Annotated in this window: 18 protein-coding genes and 1 other RNA gene; 6 read left to right on the top strand and 13 right to left on the bottom strand. The window is 59.5% G+C overall.

Going from position 1 to position 16877, the window contains the following annotated elements; translation table 11 throughout:
- Nucleotides 1-43 precede the first annotated feature (43 nt).
- A complete protein-coding gene (locus tag BUB72_RS00735; protein WP_073138964.1) occupies nt 44-949 on the bottom strand; it encodes a LysR family transcriptional regulator in 906 nt (301 codons plus the stop codon).
- Between the two features lie 150 nt (nt 950-1099).
- On the opposite strand from BUB72_RS00735, the gene BUB72_RS00730 reads away from it, so the two are divergent.
- Complete coding sequence (locus tag BUB72_RS00730; RefSeq protein ID WP_073138960.1) at nt 1100-4507, top strand: indolepyruvate ferredoxin oxidoreductase family protein; 3408 nt, start codon at nt 1100-1102, stop codon at nt 4505-4507.
- A 39-nt stretch (nt 4508-4546) separates the two neighbouring features.
- Here BUB72_RS00730 and BUB72_RS00725 read toward each other — a convergent pair whose 3' ends face one another.
- Nucleotides 4547-4774, bottom strand: a complete 228-nt coding sequence (locus tag BUB72_RS00725) for a sulfurtransferase TusA family protein (RefSeq protein WP_073138957.1) — start codon at nt 4772-4774, stop codon at nt 4547-4549.
- A gap of 82 nt (nt 4775-4856) precedes the next feature.
- On the opposite strand from BUB72_RS00725, the gene BUB72_RS00720 reads away from it, so the two are divergent.
- The 3 genes from BUB72_RS00720 to BUB72_RS00710 are packed head-to-tail and all read left to right on the top strand — an operon-like array spanning nt 4857 to nt 8012.
- The gene (locus BUB72_RS00720; protein ID WP_073138954.1) at nt 4857-6197 is read left to right on the top strand and encodes a hypothetical protein; all 1341 of its coding nucleotides are present in this window, start codon (nt 4857-4859) and stop codon (nt 6195-6197) included.
- Nucleotides 6194-7546 (top strand): cytochrome P450, encoded by a 1353-nt coding sequence (locus tag BUB72_RS00715; RefSeq protein ID WP_073138951.1) that lies wholly within the window; start codon nt 6194-6196, stop codon nt 7544-7546. The genes BUB72_RS00720 and BUB72_RS00715 overlap by 4 nt, the downstream gene beginning before the upstream one ends.
- Nucleotides 7539-8012, top strand: a complete 474-nt coding sequence (locus tag BUB72_RS00710) for a DUF3592 domain-containing protein (RefSeq protein WP_073138947.1) — start codon at nt 7539-7541, stop codon at nt 8010-8012. Before BUB72_RS00715 ends, BUB72_RS00710 begins: the two co-directional genes overlap by 8 nt.
- Here the strand turns inward: BUB72_RS00710 and BUB72_RS00705 are convergent.
- The 8 genes from BUB72_RS00705 to BUB72_RS00670 all read right to left on the bottom strand — a co-directional run bounded on the left by BUB72_RS00705 (nt 8009) and on the right by BUB72_RS00670 (nt 13262).
- Nucleotides 8009-8233, bottom strand: a complete 225-nt coding sequence (locus BUB72_RS00705; RefSeq protein WP_073138943.1) for a ribbon-helix-helix domain-containing protein — start codon at nt 8231-8233, stop codon at nt 8009-8011. The genes BUB72_RS00710 and BUB72_RS00705 overlap by 4 nt on opposite strands.
- Nucleotides 8230-8403: a DUF4169 family protein gene (locus BUB72_RS00700; RefSeq protein WP_073138940.1), complete on the bottom strand. Its 174-nt coding sequence runs from the start codon at nt 8401-8403 to the stop codon at nt 8230-8232. The genes BUB72_RS00705 and BUB72_RS00700 overlap by 4 nt, the downstream gene beginning before the upstream one ends.
- Nucleotides 8400-9791: a class II fumarate hydratase gene (gene fumC, locus BUB72_RS00695; RefSeq protein ID WP_073138937.1), complete on the bottom strand. Its 1392-nt coding sequence runs from the start codon at nt 9789-9791 to the stop codon at nt 8400-8402. Before fumC ends, BUB72_RS00700 begins: the two co-directional genes overlap by 4 nt.
- A gap of 96 nt (nt 9792-9887) precedes the next feature.
- Complete coding sequence (locus BUB72_RS00690) at nt 9888-10412, bottom strand: SspB family protein (protein ID WP_073138934.1); 525 nt, start codon at nt 10410-10412, stop codon at nt 9888-9890.
- Nucleotides 10413-10482: 70 nt separating this feature from the next.
- Nucleotides 10483-11670 (bottom strand): chromate efflux transporter, encoded by a 1188-nt coding sequence (gene chrA, locus BUB72_RS00685; RefSeq protein ID WP_245814681.1) that lies wholly within the window; start codon nt 11668-11670, stop codon nt 10483-10485.
- A 14-nt stretch (nt 11671-11684) separates the two neighbouring features.
- Complete coding sequence (locus BUB72_RS00680; protein ID WP_073138927.1) at nt 11685-12470, bottom strand: chromate resistance protein ChrB domain-containing protein; 786 nt, start codon at nt 12468-12470, stop codon at nt 11685-11687.
- Nucleotides 12471-12579: 109 nt separating this feature from the next.
- Complete coding sequence (locus BUB72_RS00675; RefSeq protein ID WP_073138923.1) at nt 12580-12942, bottom strand: antibiotic biosynthesis monooxygenase family protein; 363 nt, start codon at nt 12940-12942, stop codon at nt 12580-12582.
- Nucleotides 12939-13262 (bottom strand): NIPSNAP family protein, encoded by a 324-nt coding sequence (locus tag BUB72_RS00670; RefSeq protein ID WP_073138920.1) that lies wholly within the window; start codon nt 13260-13262, stop codon nt 12939-12941. The genes BUB72_RS00675 and BUB72_RS00670 overlap by 4 nt, the downstream gene beginning before the upstream one ends.
- Nucleotides 13263-13392: 130 nt before the next feature.
- Here BUB72_RS00670 and BUB72_RS00665 point away from each other — a divergent pair, with 130 nt between their 5' ends.
- Entirely contained in the window at nt 13393-14067 is a 675-nt protein-coding gene (locus tag BUB72_RS00665; RefSeq protein WP_073138916.1) for an ArsR/SmtB family transcription factor, read from the top strand.
- Nucleotides 14068-14081: 14 nt separating this feature from the next.
- Complete coding sequence (locus BUB72_RS00660; RefSeq protein WP_073138913.1) at nt 14082-14261, top strand: hypothetical protein; 180 nt, start codon at nt 14082-14084, stop codon at nt 14259-14261.
- Nucleotides 14262-14269: 8 nt separating this feature from the next.
- On the opposite strand, the gene ssrA is transcribed toward BUB72_RS00660, so the two are convergent.
- From ssrA to BUB72_RS00645, 3 genes are all read right to left on the bottom strand, one after another.
- Nucleotides 14270-14621: a transfer-messenger RNA gene (gene ssrA, locus BUB72_RS00655) on the bottom strand.
- 99 nt (nt 14622-14720) lie between these two features.
- Complete coding sequence (locus BUB72_RS00650) at nt 14721-15602, bottom strand: hypothetical protein (protein ID WP_139250580.1); 882 nt, start codon at nt 15600-15602, stop codon at nt 14721-14723.
- Between the two features lie 188 nt (nt 15603-15790).
- Nucleotides 15791-16840: an extracellular solute-binding protein gene (locus BUB72_RS00645; RefSeq protein ID WP_073138906.1), complete on the bottom strand. Its 1050-nt coding sequence runs from the start codon at nt 16838-16840 to the stop codon at nt 15791-15793.
- Nucleotides 16841-16877 lie beyond the last annotated feature (37 nt).

Below are 16877 nucleotides of genomic sequence, written 5' to 3'. Positions count from 1 at the left end.
TAAAGCATATCCGCTATGCGTCCAGCGCATATCAAGCTCTAAATCACTCGTTATCAACCATTTGCGCGCGTTTCTTTTGCTCGCCGATCTGCTCCAGAACAAAGTCACGGAAGGCCGATATCCGCTTGGACTGCCGCAACTCTTCGGGAAACGCCAGAAATACAGGAACAGCGTTCGATTCGACTTCCGGCAGCACACGCACCAGTTCCGCATCGTCGATTGCGACGTAATCGGGCAATACGCCAATGCCCAAGCCATTTCGCACAGCCTGCAAACATCCAAAATAGTTGTTCACTGTCAACACGTTCGGCAGGTCATAACTCATCAATTCTCGCACCAGTGTGGCACCCGCGGACACTTGCTCCGAATTGACGTTCTGACAAATCAGGCGATGTTCTTGCAAATCTTCCATGGTCTCAGGGATGTCTTGAGTGGTCAGGTATTCACGCGATGCGTAAAGCCGCATCCGCACCGACATCAGCCGTTTGCGGACAAGATCAGCCTGCGAGGGCTCTTTCATACGGATCGCCACATCGGCCTCGCGCATGGGCAGGTCAAGGACCCTCTCGTCCAGCATCAAATTGATATTGAGGTCGGGGTATTTGTCGTACAGCCGCGATAGGCGGGGCGCGAGCCAGAGAGATCCGAAACCGATTGTTGTGGTGATCCGCAACTCGCCGAATACCTCTTCCTCGCTGTCGCGAATACGGGCCGAGGCCGCGTCAAGACGCTTGGTCATGGCGCGGGTCGCGTCGAACAGCAGCTCGCCCTGTTCGGTCAGAATCAGGCCGCGGGCATGGCGGTGGAACAGGGTGGTGTTGAGGGATTCTTCAAGCGCGCGCACTTGCCGCGACACGGCGGATTGCGACAGATGCAGGGTATCACCGGCATGTGTTAAGCTGCCCGCATCGGCCACCGCATGAAAAATTCGCAACTTGTCCCAATCCATAAAGGACCCACTTTCTTACTAAAATACTTTAAGTTGCAGACATGTAACCTTTCGAAGGGGGACCCGAAAAGGCTTGATTTGTAAAAACCGCTTGGTAGGTCAGCTTTTGTGACCTATAATAGCGGTAACCTGAGCACTGGGAGGCGCGGCATGGGCGATCAATCAATTTCTCTGAACGACCGGTTCGATCTGAGCAAGTCACCAGTGCTTCTGAACGGCACACAGGCGCTGGTCCGCCTTGTTTTGATGCAAAAGGCCCGCGACAAGGCCGCAGGGCTGAACACCGCTGGATTGGTCACGGGCTATCGCGGCTCGCCTTTGGGCGCGGTCGATTTGCAGATGGCCAAGGCCGAGAAAGTGTTGGCGCCTGCCGATATCAAATTCCAGCTGGGCTTGAACGAAGACCTTGCGGCGACCGCGATCTGGGGCGCCCAACAGGCGGAGTTACGGGGCGAGGGGCGTTATGACGGCGTCTTCGGCCTGTGGTACGGCAAAGGCCCTGGTGTGGATCGCTCCGGCGACGTGATGCGGCACGCGAACATGGCAGGCACTTCGCCCCATGGTGGCGTGCTGATGGCAATGGGGGACGACCATACGGGCGAATCCTCGACGACATTGCACCAATCCGACTGGGCCATGGTAGACGCTTACATGCCGGTCCTGTCGCCCGCAGGCGTACAGGAAATTCTAGATTACGGCATGTATGGCTGGGCCTTGTCACGGTTCTCCGGCCTCTGGGTCGGCCTCAAGACGATGAAAGACACGATCGAGGTCACCTCGGTCGTTGATGGCAGCCCTGACCGGATGCAATTCGTCACGCCCGAGTTCGACATGCCCGAAGGCGGGTTGAACATCCGCCTTGTGGATACCCCTCAATTGCAAGAAGCGCGGGTGATTGATCACCGTAGGTTCGCCGCAGAAGCCTTTGCGAAGGCTAACAAAATTGACAAACGCGTATGGGGAAAGCCCGGCGCGAAGATCGGCTTCGTCGCCGCTGGCAAGAACTGGCTGGACTTGCAACATGCGCTGTCACTGCTGGGCATCGACGCCGCCGAGGCGGAGCGTTTGGGGCTGACCACCTACAAGGTCGGACAGGTCTGGCCGCTGGACATGGACAGCTTCCACGACTTCGCCAAGGACCTTGATCTGGTGATCGTCGTCGAGGAAAAGCGCAAGCTGATCGAGGTGCAGGTCAAAGAGGCGCTGTTCGACGACCACTACCACCAGCGCGTCTATGGTTGGCATAAGGGCGACACGTGGGAGCATGGCCGCAGGCTGGAGCTGTTCCCGACCCGCGCCGCACTCGACCCGATTGATATTGCAGAGAAACTTGGCGGCATCCTGATCGAGGAAGGCCGCCGCACCGACCGCATCGAAGCAGGGCTTGCCAAGCTGGCGGAGGCCAAACGCTCCGACAACGCGCAGGATATCGCGGCACGCTTGCCGTATTTCTGCTCCGGCTGCCCGCATAACTCCTCGACCAAGGTGCCGGAAGGCTCCCGCGCCTATGCGGGGATCGGTTGCCACTACATGGTGCAATGGATGGACCGCAGCACCGTCGGCTTCACCCAGATGGGCGGTGAGGGCGCGAACTGGATCGGTGAGGCGCCGTTCAGCACCCGCGACCACGTGTTCCAGAACCTTGGCGACGGGACCTATAACCACTCCGGCATTCAAGCGATCCGCGCCGCCGTCGCGGCAGAGACGAACATCACGTACAAAGTGCTGTTCAACGATGCCGTTGCGATGACTGGCGGTCAGGGCAACGAGGGCGGGCTGGACGCGCCGCGCATCGTCGCGGAACTGAAGGCAATGGGCATCAAGGACGTCGTTATGGTTTACGACGACAAGGAAGATGTCGACTTCTCGCAATTCCCGTCAGATCTGGAGCGCCACGAACGTGCGGAGCTTCCGTTGGTTCAGGAAAAACTGAGCAAGGTCAAAGGCGTGTCGGCCATTGTTTATATCCAAACCTGCGCCGCCGAGAAGCGCCGCCGCCGCAAGCGCGGCCTGTTTCCTGACCCCGACAAGCGCGTGTTCATCAACACCGATGTCTGCGAAGGTTGCGGCGATTGCGGGGTGCAATCCAACTGTGTCTCCATCGTTCCCGCCGAGACCGAATTGGGCCGCAAGCGCGCCATCGACCAGTCGTCGTGTAACAAGGATTTCTCCTGCGTCAACGGCTTCTGCCCGTCCTTCGTGACCATCGAAGGTGCACAGGTGAAAAAACAGGCGACTGCCAAAGTCGAAATCCCTGATTTGCCGAAGCCGAACCTCCCGCAGATCAACGGCACCCATAACGTCGTCATCACCGGCGTCGGCGGCACCGGCGTTGTCACCATTGGTGCTGTGCTGGCCATGGCCGCGCATATCGACGGCAAGGGCGCGGGCATGATGGAAATGGCGGGGCTGGCCCAGAAAGGCGGTGCTGTTCACATCCATTGCCGCCTTGCCAACAGCCCTGACGATATCAGCGCCATCCGCGTGGCGACAGGCGAAGCTGACGCCGTGATTGGCGGTGATCTGGTGGTCACTGCAGGGGCCAAAACGCTTGGCCTGATGACTACCAACCGCACCGGAGCCGTGGTGAATAACCACGAGATCGTCACCGGCGACTTCACCCGCGACACTGAGTTCAAAATCCCCTCCGATCGGCTTGAATTGTCGCTGGAGGCCCGCCTGCAAGACCGCGTTCAGTTCTTCGACGCGTCGGAACTTGCCCGCGTGTTGATGGGTGACAGCATCTATTCCAACATGATGATCTTCGGCGCTGCATGGCAAAAGGGTTTGCTGCCGATCAGCCATGATGCGTTGATGCAGGCGATTGATCTGAACGGCGCCGCGCCTGAGCGCAACAAGCGTGCCTTTGCCCTAGGCCGCTGGGCCGCAGAACACCCAGAACAAGCAGCGGGCTATATCACCGACAAGGTGGTCAACCTGCCCAAGTCGCTGGATGACAAAATCGCCTTCCGCAGTGACCATCTGAAGGCTTACCAATCCAACAGGCTTGCCAAACGCTACCAAAAGGCGCTGGCGCAGATCGACGATCCGGCGCTGAAAGAGGCCGTGGCCAAGGGCTACCATAAGCTGCTGGCCTATAAGGACGAATACGAAGTCGCGCGTCTGCATCTCGACACCGAAGCCAAGGCCCGCGACGCCTTCGATGGCGACTTGAAACTGACCTACCATCTGGCCCCGCCGATCTTCTCCAAGATGGGCCCAAATGGCCGTCCGCTGAAGAAGGAATACGGCGCATGGATGGCGCGTGGCTTCAAGCTGCTGGCCAAACTCAAATCCCTGCGCGGCACGCCGTTCGATCCCTTCGGCTACAGCGCGGAGCGCAAGATGGAGCGTGCCCTCATCGCCCAATACGAGGCTGATCTGCCCAAAATCCGTGCCGCGACAAACCGTGACGCCGCCATCGCTTTAGCGGAGCTTCCGCTGCAAATCCGCGGCTTCGGTCCGGTGAAAGAGGCCAATGAGGCAAAAGCCGCCAAGCGCCGCGAAGAACTGCGCGCCGTCCTCGACAAGGCGGAGCCGTCCATGGCCGCGCAATAGCGTTTCATCTTGGCAAAAATATTCTCCCCGAAGGGACGGCTAGCCTTTGCGCAAAAGGTAGATGTGATGCGCGCCGTCCTCGGTCATCGACACAAGCACATGCCCTGCTTCCGCGCAAAAATGCGGCATGTCGATCAGGGCCGCCGGATCGTCCGCCAGAACGCGCAAAACCTGCCCGGAAGACAAGGCCTGCAACCGCTTGCGGGCCTTTAAAACGGGCAGGGGGCAAAGCAGCCCCAAAGCATCGAGTTCGGCGTCATGTTCCATAACCGTGATCTAGGCGACACGCAGGCTCTTGTCCACGTAAGCTGTTCTTACTTTTGCCAGAAACGCGGGCTAACCTGCGGCCATGGACGAGGTGGCAGATCAAACAGGTGCGCAAAGCGTGCGCAAACGGCGGGTGTTCTACATCCCCGGTTATGATCCGATTCACCCCAGACGCTACCGCGAGTTGTTTCGCAAGGAAGGCGCGGAGCAGGCGAAGATCAGCGGCTATACCCTTGATTTAAAACCAAAGACGGGCGAGGGCGCTTACGGTTGGTACGCCTCCACCGAAATCGACGGGGCGCAAACCGACGCGCAGGTGGAGGTGCTGGTCTGGTCCGACATCGTGCGCAGTTCCATGTCGAATTCCATCCCCGCAACCTACCTGCAATTGCTGCGCACAGCCTTCACCTATATTTCCACCCGCGCACTGTTCCGGCTGATGCGCCTGCGCAAGGGTCCGATCATCGCCGCGCTCTACCCGATTGGCATGTTGCTGCTGCAATTGCTGCTGGCGGTTGTGGCCGGCTCTATTCTGTCAGGGCTGGCCCTGTGGGGGCTCTCGGCGGCGCTCGCCGCCGTGGTGTTCCCTCTGGCAGAGATGACGGGCCTCGACACATGGTTCAACAGTCTGTCGCGCGATTTTGTGGCAACCGCTGTGCTCGTCGTGGTGGGCATCGGGCTGGTTCTGCGTTGGATTTTGTGGGCCGCTGTCACGGTCTTCATTTTGCGCTGGTTCAAGGCCAAGGATGGCAAGTTCTTCGCCTATTACCTGATGCATGATTTCGCCTATTCGGCGCGCTGGATGGGGGCCAACCCGCCCGCCCTAGAGGAGCGTATGGCCGAGTTCCGCGTCGCCATTGCGATGGCCTTGCAAGATGACGTCGACGAGGTGCTGGTCGTCGGACATTCCTCCGGCGCGCATCTGGCGGTGTCGATCCTGGCCGATCTGATCCGCGCAGGCGGTGTTCCGGACAATGGCCCGAAGCTGGCTTTCCTGAGCCTCGGGCATGTGGTGCCGATGGTGTCTTTCCTGCCCAAAGCCGACAGGCTGCGGGGGGATTTGCATTTTCTGGCCGCAAGCGACGCGCTCACATGGGTGGATGTCTCGGCCCCCGGCGACGGCTGCGCGTTTGCGCTATGTGATCCGGTGTCGGTCTCCGGCGTGAAGCCTGAGGGCAAGAAATGGCCACTGGTTTTTTCCGCCGCCTTCACCCAAAGCCTGTCGCCAGAGCGGTGGACAGAATTGCGCTGGCGCTTCTTCCGGCTGCATTTCCAGTATCTCTGCGCGTTTGACCGACCCAAGGATTACGATTACTTCCAGATCACCGCAGGCCCTTTGACCTTGCATGATCGCTATCATGACCGTCCGCAATCGTGGACGCGCATAGATGTGGCCGCGTCCGGCTACACGTCCATGTCATGATCCCGCCAAAACCCCCTGCGCGGCCCGAAAAGGTTTCGTTGCTGAAATATGTGCGGCTGTTCCGGCAGGACATCCTGTCGGCGCAACCGGCCAAGCTTTACCGCGCGTGGATGGCCGAATTCAAAACGCCGTTCTTCCGCAGCTACCTGATCAACCAGCCATCACTGGTTAAGACGGTGTTAAACGAGCGCCCCCGTGCGTTCCCAAAGTCCGACCGCATCGGCGCGGGGCTGCGACCGCTGCTCGGTAACTCGGTCTTCCTGACGAACGGCGATACATGGGAACGGCAACGCCGCATCATCGACCCCGCTTTCGAAGGCGGGCGGCTGCGCGATACGTTTCCGGCCATGTGGGAGGCAGGGCAGGCGGCGGTCGCTCGGCTGGACGAGGGCGTGCACGAGGTCGAGGAAGCCACCAGCTTCGCGGCAGCGGATGTCATCTTCCGCACGCTGTTTTCCATCCCCATCGAAGACGAGATCGCGCAAGCAGTGTTTTCCGAGTTTCGCGACTACCAGCGCACGCAGCCCATCCTGAACCTCGCTGCCTTTATCAAAGGCCCCAAATGGATGCCGCGCCTGTTTCGCAAACGCACCAAGGAAACCGCGCAGTCGATCCGCGCGCTGATCACGCAGCTGACCAGCGCACGCATGGCGCAGATCGAGGCTGGCACAGCCCCCGATGATCTGGCGACCAAGATCATGACCACCGCCGACCCCGAAACCGGCGACACCTTCACCATCGAGGAAATGGTCGACCAAGTGGCGATCTTCTTTCTTGCGGGTCACGAGACCAGCGCCTCGGCCCTTGCGTGGACACTCTACCTTTTGGCGTTGTTCCCAGAGTGGCAGGACAAGCTGGCCGCGGAGGCAAAGGCTTTGGACGCGGGCTGCGACTTCAAGGTGATGTCCAAGCTGCGTGCCTCGCGCGATGTGTTCCGCGAGGCGTTGCGGCTTTATCCTCCGGTCCCGATGATGGTGCGTGAGACAACGTGCCCCGAAACCTTCCGCGACCGCGTTATCAAGACGGGCGCGCAGGTGGTGATTTCGCCATGGCACCTGCACCGGCACGAGCGACTTTGGGACAACCCCGACGGGTTCGACCCCGCACGCTGGGCCACCGAGAACGGCAAGCAATGTATGCGCGAGGCGTTCATCCCGTTCTCCAGCGGGCCACGGGTGTGTACGGGCGCAGGGTTCGCGATGGTCGAGGGGCCGTTGCTGTTGTCGATGCTGGTGCGCCACTTCCGGTTCGAGACCACCGAACGCAGCCCTGTTCCTGTGGCGCATTTGACCGTACGCTCCAAAGACGGGATTTGGTTGAAGATCAGCAAAAGGGCAGAGAATGAGTAAAAGCACCGGAAGCGGGCCTGCGCCTTGGAGCCTGATTGCAATCTTGTTCGGGATTGGCCTTGTCTTGCTGTTCTTGGGCAATATCGACCGCCTGATCTGGAGCATAACCCGCGACGGAGAGCAGGTGTCGGGCAGGGTCGTCGACATGCAGAGCCGCCGTGTGTCGCCGTCAGACACCTATCTGACATTCCTGCCGCGCGTTGAATTCACCGATCCCGGTGGCGTGCCGCGGGAGATGAGCGTCAAACGCGGCTCCACGCATTACAATTTCCGCCGAGGCGAGAAAGTCACTGTGTTGTGGCGGGCTGACAGCCAGTCCATCGCAATCGACCTGCCGTTCAAGCGGCATTTCGGCGTTTCGATCCTGATGTGGGTGATTACGTTGCTCGGGGCGGCGATGGTTTTGACATCGCTGTGGTTCACATTCGGGCGCTGGCGGGCACGCCCGCGCAAAGTCAAAACCTAGGTTTCACGGCTCGCAATCAACGCGCGCAGGATGAACAAGCGGATGGCAGAGGCCAGACCCAGATCCGTGCCACGCTCCGCGTCGATCTTGGCGGCCAGCGCGTTGATCGGTTGGCCTGTCTCCGCCGCGATGCGTCGGAATTCCGCCCAGAACTCGTCTTCGAGGGACACCGACGTGCGGTGCCCCTTCAAGGTCAAAGAGCGTTTCTTGGGTCTGCTCATTCGTCCAGCTTGTGTCCGTCGAGCTTGGTGCGCGCGGCAAGCTGCGCTTTCATGTCAGCCTGCTTTTGCACTTTGGTGCGCCCGAATTTGAGCGCATTGGCATCACCCTGTGCCCGCTTGTCGGCGCGGGTGCGTTCCTTGCGAGCCTTGCTCAGGTTTCCAGCTTTCATTTCGGTCCAATCATATCTTCAGGCCGCACGACGCGGTCGAAGGTTTCTTCGTCTACCAAGCCAAGGGCGATCGCCTCTTCCTTGAGGGTCGTGCCGTTCTTATGGGCGGTCTTGGCGACCTTGGTTGCGTTGTCATAGCCGATGGTCGGGGCCAGCGCTGTCACCAGCATCAGCGACTCTTTCATCAGCTTGTCAATGCGTTCCTTGTTGGCCAGCGTTCCGACGACCATGTTGTCGGTGAAGCTGCCCGCCGCGTCGCCCAGCAGTTGCATGGACTGGATGACGTTGTAGCTCATCATCGGATTGTAGACGTTGAGCTCGAAATGCCCTTGGCTGCCCGCCATGCCCACAGCGGCATCGTTGCCCATGACGTGGATACACACCATGGTCAGCGCCTCGGCCTGCGTCGGGTTCACCTTGCCCGGCATGATCGACGAGCCGGGCTCGTTTTCGGGCAAGATCAGCTCGCCCAGACCAGAGCGGGGGCCGGAGCCCAGAAGCCGCATGTCGTTGGCGATTTTGAACATGGACGCCGCGACTGTTTTCAGCGCGCCGGAGAACATCACCATGGCGTCATGGGCGGCGAGGGCTTCGAACTTGTTGGGTGCTGTGACGAAGGGCAGGCCAGTGATGGAGGCGATTTCCGCCGCGACCTTTTCTGCAAAGCCCTTGCGGGTGTTCAGGCCGGTGCCCACGGCGGTGCCGCCTTGCGCCAGCTCGTAGATGTCGGGCAGGCACATCTCGACCCGCTCGATGCCCTTTTTCATCTGGTGCGCGTAGCCGCCAAATTCCTGACCCAGTGTCAAAGGCGTCGCGTCCTGCGTATGCGTGCGGCCGATCTTGATGATGTCTTTGAATTCTTCGGACTTGGCTTCCAAAGCGGCGTGCAGCTTGCGCAGGCCCGGCAGCAATGTGTCGCGGGCGACCATGCCGATGGCGACATGCATCGCGGTCGGGAAGGTGTCGTTGGAGGACTGCCCCATGTTGCAATGGTCGTTGGGGTGAACGGGTTTTTTGGAGCCCATCTCGCCGCCCATGATCTCGATGGCGCGGTTGGAAATCACCTCGTTCGAGTTCATGTTGCTTTGCGTGCCGGAACCCGTCTGCCAAACCACCAGCGGGAAGTTGTCATCAAACTTGCCGTCGATCACCTCTTGCGCGGCCTGCTGGATGGCGGGGGCAAGTTCCGCGTCCAGATCACCGAATTCCAAGTTTACGGCGGCGGCGGCTTTCTTGATCACTCCAAGCGCGCGGACGATGGCGACAGGCTGCTTTTCCCAGCCAATCGGGAAGTTCATGATCGAGCGTTGCGTTTGCGCGCCCCAGTATTTGTCGGCTGGAACCTCCAAAGGGCCAAAGCTGTCGGTCTCGGTGCGGGTCGCGGTCATGAGGATCGTCCTTCAAAATGCAAGAATGGCCCCGATGTAGCGGGGTGCAGGCGGCTTGACAATTAGGGGAAGGCTTAAGGTTGCGCTAACACGCCCTCAAGTCTTGCGAAATGCGTCCAGCGAGACCACTTCGGCCTCTTTTGCGGGGACAGTTTCGCCCTTATCCGTTTTGGATTTTGGCTTGGGGTCGTCCGACTTGTCGAGTTCCAGCGCTTCTGCAAGGTCGACATCCGGCAGTTCCACCACCTCGTGCTCTTCTTCCTCGTCGTCCTGAGACTCGAACCGCAGACCGAATTCCACCGACGGGTCTACAAAAGTGCGGATCGCGTCGAACGGGATCGCCAGCGGTTCGGGGTTGTCACCGAAATTCAGAGTGATCTGGAAGCCGTCAGGGGCCACGATCAGATTGTCGAACCAGTGCTGCACCACAATCGTCATCTCGGACGGGTAGCGGTCAAACAACCAGTCGGCCATTTCGACGTCCGGATGGCGGGTGTCAAAGGTGATGAAAAAATGATGCTCGCCGGGCAGGCCGTTCGCGCCGACATCTTCCAACACTTCGGCAATCAGTCCACGCATCGCGCGGTGCATTTTGTTGCCATAGTCGATTGTGTCGGACATGTCGTCTCAGCCCCCCGGGTTGACCTTGGCGTATACAATGCGCGGATTCGTTGGTGAGGGAAAGGGGGGCTTATGCGCCCCCGACCAAAACCAGACCGAGTGCCGCGCAAATAGGCAAAACCACCAACATATCCCACTTGCGCCACAGCAGCAGCGCGGCGGCGATCACGGCGATGACCACGGGAACAGGTTGCACTGTACCTGCGTCGAAGAACACGGCACCGGCGAACCAAAGGCCCAGATTGGCGATGACACCGACCACGGCGGCAGTGATGGCACTCAGCGCACCAGACAAGCGCGGCATATGGGCGAGGCGATCGATATAGGGCGCGCCGGCGAAGATCCACAAAAAGCACGGCGCGAAGGTCACCCAGAGCGTGACCAGCCCCGCGACCAGTGCCAACCCGATGCCGCCCGCCTTGAAGCCCGCCACCATGGCGACGAATTGCGTCACAAGGATCAACGGGCCGGGGGTGGTCTCGGCCAGCCCCAAAGCGTCGACCATCTGCGCGGTGGTCAGCCAGCCGAAATCCCCGACGACGGCTTGCGTCATATAGGCCAGCACCGCGTAGGCCCCGCCGAATGTGACCACGGCAAGGGTGGAGAAGAACTTGGCCATATCGACCAAGATGCCCGGTGCGACCAGCGCCAGCACCAGCACGGGCGCGAACCAGATGACCAGCCACAGGGCGACGGTTTTCAAGGTCGCCATTGCGGATGTTTTCGGGGCAGGGGCACCGCCCTCGGCCTCGCCCCTCAAAGTGAGTGCGCCAACACAGGCGGCGGCGACGATCACCAAGGGGAACGGGGCATTCAGGGCGAACAGCGCCAGAAAACTGGCGACCGCAATGGCGATATGGACGGGGCCTTTCACGGCTTTCCGCGCCACTTTGATCAGGGCTTGAACCACAATCACCACCACACAGGCCTTCACCCCGATGAACAGCGACTGCACCAAGGGGAGTTGCCCGTAAAGGCCGTAGGCCAAGGCCAATACCATGATGACCAAGGCCCCCGGCACGACAAACAAAAGCCCCGCCAGCAGCCCGCCAGTGACCCCGCGCATCCGCCAGCCAGCATAGGTGGCAAGCTGCATCGCCTCCGGCCCGGGCAGTAGCATACAAAACGACAGCGCGCGCAGGAATTGCGCCTCGGTCAGCCACGGGCGGTCCTCGACCAGTTCCTTGTGCATCAACGCGATCTGCGCCGCGGGGCCGCCGAAGGACAACAGCCCGATGCGCCCGAAAACACGGGTCATTGCGGACAGTGGCGTCATTTGCCCACTCCGGGCCAGTCATGCCCTTCACCTTGCCCGTCGCGCGCCCAGCGGTAGAGCGCGTCATAGAGCGTCATGCCCGCCTCCAGCTGCGCGGTGTCGTCCTTAAATTGACGTGACAGCCCGACTGACAGGGCCAGCAGGCCCGCAGCCTCCGGTGCGAGGTCGTGGCGATTGGTATCCGCCGCACGGATGACGGTTGCCATGGTTTGAAGTGCTGGGGTGTCGAGTTTGAAGGTGGTGAGCATGGTGTCAAAGCTGCACCGCTCGCCCTCATGGGAAAACGCAACGCCCTCTATATCGAACGGCGTCGCGTCGAATTTCTCGGCCACCGCCAGCACCTCTGCTGGGGGGACAAAAAGGAACTGGGCTGACGGATCGACAAAGCGCCGGATCAGCCAAGGGCAGGCGATGCGGTCGATCTTGGGGCGGTGACGCGTGACCCATAGGGGCGCAGGGATCACGGCGGCGGGGATCAGAGGCAGGCCCGCGTCCCGCCACGCGTAATTCCCGCCTTCCAAAGACTCGGCCGCTATGCCCTTGGCACGCAACAAAGCGGCTGCCCCGTGACTGAGCTTGCGGCCCTTCTGGCAGACCACGACGACGGGGCCTTCGTCTTCGTAGTCACCGATGCGGCTATGCGGAAAACGCCGCGCGGTGGGGATCAGGCGCGGGTCCTCGGCAAAGTAGTCGTCGATGCAAACGTCCAGAATGGTTGGCGCATCAGGCGTGCCGATCAGGCGCATCAAGGCAGTGGGAGAGATTTCGGTAAAGCCGGTCATGGTAAAGCACCCCGTGGTTTTGTGTCTAAGGGTGCGAACTTTCGGCTGTCGCCTCACGGGGTGTCGCGGGGTCCCCATGGGGGTAACCTGCCTTGCGTGGCGCAAGGCGTCAAGACCGATAGGGGCAGCCATGGGCTGCGTTGCTGTCAGCAGGGGCCTGATCACGACGCTCGTCCAGTTCATAGTCGCGGATGACGGAACCGATGCGCAGGCGGTACCCTTTGAAGATACCGCTGCGACCTGCCTTTTGTGCCGCACGATGCTCCGCCAGCGCGCGCCAGTTTGCCAAGGCCTCTTCGTCGCGAAAGAAGCTGAGGGACAGCATTTTGCCGGGATCTGTGATCGACTGGAACCGCTCGACCGAGATGAAACCGTCGACCTTCTCGAGCAACGGGCGCAGGTCGGCGGCGATGTCCAGATAGGCGGTTTTCCGGCCCTCGGCGGGGATGACTTCAAAGATAACGGCAATCATGTGCGGCTCCCATGTGGTGCGCTTGCCAGCTTCAGGAAGGTGCGGTCCTCGCGCAAGATGAACTTCTCCTTCTGGGCGAACTCGTAGTTTTCGCGGCCCTGCGGGTCGGCGGACAGGCGGGCGCGGTAGGCCTCGTATTCGGCCAATGACGGGATGTTATAGACCCCGTAAGCCAGCGTCGAGGAGCCTTCATGCGGCGCGTAATAGCCGATCAAATCCGCCCCGTTGCGCGGAATGGCTTGGCCCCAGTTGCGGGCATATTGCTCGAACTGGGCGCGTTTGGTGGGGTCGATATGGTAACGGATGAAGCAGGTTAGCATGAAGTGTCTCCTTTGGTGCTGACCTGACTTACCGCGTCGGCGCAAGGGAATGGTTCGGTCTGGACCGAACTATTCTTGCATCCGCTTGTCGTACATGCTTCGGTGTGAGACGAACTATGGAGAGCATATCATGAAAGACGGCCCCGACATTGCCCGCATCGCGAGCCTCATCGGCGACCCAGGTCGCGCCAACATGCTGGCGGCTTTAATGAGCGGCAAAGCCCTCACCGCCGGAGAGCTGGCGCGTGAAGCCGGGGTGCGGGTGCAAACCGCATCGGGCCATTTGACACGGCTGGAGGAGGGCGGCCTTATCGCGCGGGAGCGTCAGGGACGGCATCATTATTTCCGGTTGGCGGACACCGATGTGGCGGGGGTGCTGGAAGCCTTGATGGGGTTAGCGGCGGCCAAGGGACAATTGCGCACCCGCACCGGCCCGCGCGATCCAGAGCTGCGCCGTGCGCGGGTGTGCTACAACCATCTGGCGGGCGAGGTTGGCGTGATGCTTTACGACGGACTGCGCGCGCGCGGTGTTTTGACGGGGGAGGGCGAGGGTATCGCGCTCACCGATGCAGGACGGGCCGAGATGGCCGCGCTTGGGATTGACCTGAGCGCTGCGTCGCGCAGCCCCGAATGCAAATCCTGTCTCGACTGGTCAGCACGGCGGTCGCATCTGGCGGGTCGGCTGGGGCGGGGTATTCTCGATTTCACTTTCGCCCAAGGCTGGGCGATGCGACCCGAAGGCACGCGGATCGTTCGCTTTTCCGGAATTGGTGAAGGTGCGTTCCGCAAGGCGTTTAATGTCTAAAAAGGAAATATGTCATGATTAAATACATCTACCCTGATGGAAGCCATTGCTATCGTGCCTTGCACAGCACCCATGCCGTTTTCCGCGATGAGGAAAACCGTCTCATCGCGCGAGCGCGCACAGCGGAGGGCAATTACTATGAATTCGAAATCGTCGGTTTCGAACTACTGGAAACGGGTGAGAGGTACCACTGAAGGGAATTAGCGCAGGTTTCTGTTGCCAGGTACCTGCAAACCCCGCCAAACGCTGCTAAGCGAGAGGACTTAAGTTTTCAATAGTTCCGACTGCTTACGCAGCCATCGCCATTGGAGCTTTGTTGTCATTTGCAACTAGCTTGTATGTACCGATAACGGTGGTAACTCACCGAGACAAAGCAAACCCCTTTAGACGTCCGTCGATCCTATTTCGACCCCATGGTCCCCAAATGAGGGGGTATTGGTGGAGTCGCCGGGTACCGCCCCCGGGTCCGATCCGCTTATTACGAGCGCGTTTATGTCCATAGTCCCCGAAGAGACAGATCATATATAGGGCGGGGCGTGGGGCAATACAATCGTTGTGATGATGATCAGTGTGTTTGGGAATGTCTGTTTTGAGCCCTTTTTACCGGATGCTGCGGTGGCAATGAATGACAGCTTTCAGAGAGAGCTCAAAACTCAGTCTTTGGTAATGCAGCCCCAAGGCGGAGAGTCCGAATTGCAAAGCTCTGGGTCTGTTTCATTCAAACCGCCGGGTCCACTAACGTAGATTAAGCTGCCTAATACGTCATACAGTAGGCTGGCACGTCCGCCTTGCCAAAGGTCGTTGGCGATTTGCCAAATAGCAAAACCTTCGCTTACTTCTTTTCCAGAAACCGGATCAAGAGCAGTCAACTGACAGAAGGTTGCTATGTCTGAAACTGGCTGAAGCGATATCAGGCCGTCTTTGCCTATGATGTGGTAGACAGGTATCTTCGACGCCCGGCTAGCTCCAAACCAAGTGTGCCTAAGCGTCAATCCGGGCGAAAAACGCCTCTCTATGTCGCTCACTCTTTCATCCTCCGGAGGCAAGAAAATAGCCTTGTTTTCGAGCCAGCTACCCTCCAAATCCTGAGGGATGGCAAAGGTCGCGACCTCATTTCCACCAAACTCTGCAACAGTTATTGGCCTGTCCGATTGACCTTCAACAGTTGCGAACCAAACTCGAAACGGCTCTTCATAGTCAATAATCTTTTCGTCAATTCTATTGGCCGCGACGCACTTCAATACTGGATCAATGATCAACCGTTGTTCGCCTAGGTTTGAAACATCGAAAGTTACGCTTCGTTCAGATACCGACCTAAGGTGCGCGCTAAATTTCGGAGGTGACGGAAACCAAGCCGACTTGATCTGCGGGGAAATTGAAAAAACAAAAGCCAGAAAAGCTAGGAGAAATCCGAGAAGGGGTGTCCATACTTTGACATGCCGACGCCAATCTTGATGGGACCCGCACTCGACGCAGAGTTTCGCGCCCATCTCAATTTCTTTTTGGCATTCGATGCACTTTTTCAATTCTGCCACACTTGAATTGCTTTAATGTGAAACTTGAGCTCTTGCCCTTGCCGAGAGTGCCACGTGTCGTCTCGAACAACAAGCAAAGCGGAAATTTGATGTTGGGGTTCAAACGGCAGCTTCGTCCGCACAGCGGACATCCAGCACAGATTGGGACTGAGGTGGCAGCCGTTAAATGTGACGGCTGCCACGGTCGTTTAGAAGCCCGCTTTGATGCGTTCGAATTCCTTGATCATCATCTCACGCAAGGAGATGTCCATCGGCAGCTGCTCCAACTGCGGCGCAGTGATCTGGTTCAGACCCACCTCGGTCAGGGTTTCCTCGTCGAAAGTGCCCATCGCGGTCGTGTTGGAGTGGCCGTAGCCCCATTCGTTGACGATGTAATCGGCGGTTTCCTGAGACAGGAAGCTTTCGATGAATTCATGCGCCTTCTCTTCGGAACCGGGGCCGTCTTTGAGGTTCACATAACCACAGAACCACGCGGAGGAGCCTTCTTTGGCCTCACGCTCGAACCCGATGTTGTAGCCGTCGCCGACCATTTGCACAGGGGTTTCGTTCCACGACCAAGCAATCAGAACTTCACCGGTGGCCATCAGTTGCGCCAACTCTGCGCCGTCAGCCCAATAGGCCCGCGCGTTGGCGTGGGCTTTGCGCAGCCAGTCGGAGGCTTTCTTGAAGTCCTCTTCGGTGGCTTTGGTCCAGTCTGAGGTGCCGGTAGCCAGATAGGCCAGCGCATAGGAATCCTCGACATTGTCGGGCAGGGAGGTGCGGCCTGACATTTCAGGATCGAGGAAGATTTCCAGCGAGGCGACCTGCTCGGGTTTGATCTCGTCGGCGTTGTAGGCGATGCCGGTCATGCCCAGATCGGTTGGGATGAAGTAAACCTCGCCGTCGCGCACGAAGGTCGGGTCGGTGCGGTAGGTTTCCGCTAAGGTTGCGTAGCTCGGGATTTTGGAGATGTCCCACGGCTCGATCAGCTCCGCCTGAGCCCATTTTTCGATGGATTGGGAGCAGGGATGCGCCACGTCGGCCTTGAAGCCGGAGCGCAGCTTCTGAAATGCTTCTTCTTCTTCACCGAAGAACGCATAGGTGGGGCCGGAGCCATGTTTTTCGGCGTATTTGACGAAGAACCCTTCTTCTTCGAAACCCGACCAGTCAAAGACCAGAAGATCAGGGTCAGCCGCGAAAGCGGAGGTGGTGGCCAGAGCAAGGGCAGCAGTGCCCAGCAGTTTGGTCATACGGTTCATTAGTGAAGTCTCCCAGATGGATAAAGGCGATACTGGG

It is taken from the genome of Litoreibacter ascidiaceicola (genome assembly GCF_900129235.1).
GTDB classification, from domain to species: domain Bacteria; phylum Pseudomonadota; class Alphaproteobacteria; order Rhodobacterales; family Rhodobacteraceae; genus Litoreibacter; species Litoreibacter ascidiaceicola.
Note: the sequence above shows the minus strand (reverse complement) of the source record. Positions and strands in the feature narration are given on the sequence as shown.

Bases quoted from the DNA above. Each gene is read 5' to 3' on its own strand.
- BUB72_RS00730 (WP_073138960.1), top strand. From the start codon at position 1,100: ATGGGCGATCAATCAATTTCTCTGAACGACCGGTTCGATCTGAGCAAG.
- BUB72_RS00690 (WP_073138934.1), bottom strand. From the start codon at position 10,412: ATGTCCGACACAATCGACTATGGCAACAAAATGCACCGCGCGATGCGT.
- BUB72_RS00705 (WP_073138943.1), bottom strand. From the start codon at position 8,233: ATGAGCAGACCCAAGAAACGCTCTTTGACCTTGAAGGGGCACCGCACG.
- BUB72_RS00700 (WP_073138940.1), bottom strand. From the start codon at position 8,403: ATGAAAGCTGGAAACCTGAGCAAGGCTCGCAAGGAACGCACCCGCGCC.
- BUB72_RS00645 (WP_073138906.1), bottom strand. From the start codon at position 16,840: ATGAACCGTATGACCAAACTGCTGGGCACTGCTGCCCTTGCTCTGGCC.
- BUB72_RS00720 (WP_073138954.1), top strand. From the start codon at position 4,857: ATGGACGAGGTGGCAGATCAAACAGGTGCGCAAAGCGTGCGCAAACGG.
- BUB72_RS00735 (WP_073138964.1), bottom strand. From the start codon at position 949: ATGGATTGGGACAAGTTGCGAATTTTTCATGCGGTGGCCGATGCGGGC.
- BUB72_RS00715 (WP_073138951.1), top strand. From the start codon at position 6,194: ATGATCCCGCCAAAACCCCCTGCGCGGCCCGAAAAGGTTTCGTTGCTG.
- BUB72_RS00680 (WP_073138927.1), bottom strand. From the start codon at position 12,470: ATGACCGGCTTTACCGAAATCTCTCCCACTGCCTTGATGCGCCTGATC.
- BUB72_RS00710 (WP_073138947.1), top strand. From the start codon at position 7,539: ATGAGTAAAAGCACCGGAAGCGGGCCTGCGCCTTGGAGCCTGATTGCA.
- BUB72_RS00675 (WP_073138923.1), bottom strand. From the start codon at position 12,942: ATGATTGCCGTTATCTTTGAAGTCATCCCCGCCGAGGGCCGGAAAACC.
- BUB72_RS00660 (WP_073138913.1), top strand. From the start codon at position 14,082: ATGATTAAATACATCTACCCTGATGGAAGCCATTGCTATCGTGCCTTG.
- BUB72_RS00725 (WP_073138957.1), bottom strand. From the start codon at position 4,774: ATGGAACATGACGCCGAACTCGATGCTTTGGGGCTGCTTTGCCCCCTG.
- fumC (WP_073138937.1), bottom strand. From the start codon at position 9,791: ATGACCGCGACCCGCACCGAGACCGACAGCTTTGGCCCTTTGGAGGTT.
- BUB72_RS00670 (WP_073138920.1), bottom strand. From the start codon at position 13,262: ATGCTAACCTGCTTCATCCGTTACCATATCGACCCCACCAAACGCGCC.
- BUB72_RS00665 (WP_073138916.1), top strand. From the start codon at position 13,393: ATGAAAGACGGCCCCGACATTGCCCGCATCGCGAGCCTCATCGGCGAC.
- chrA (WP_245814681.1), bottom strand. From the start codon at position 11,670: ATGACCCGTGTTTTCGGGCGCATCGGGCTGTTGTCCTTCGGCGGCCCC.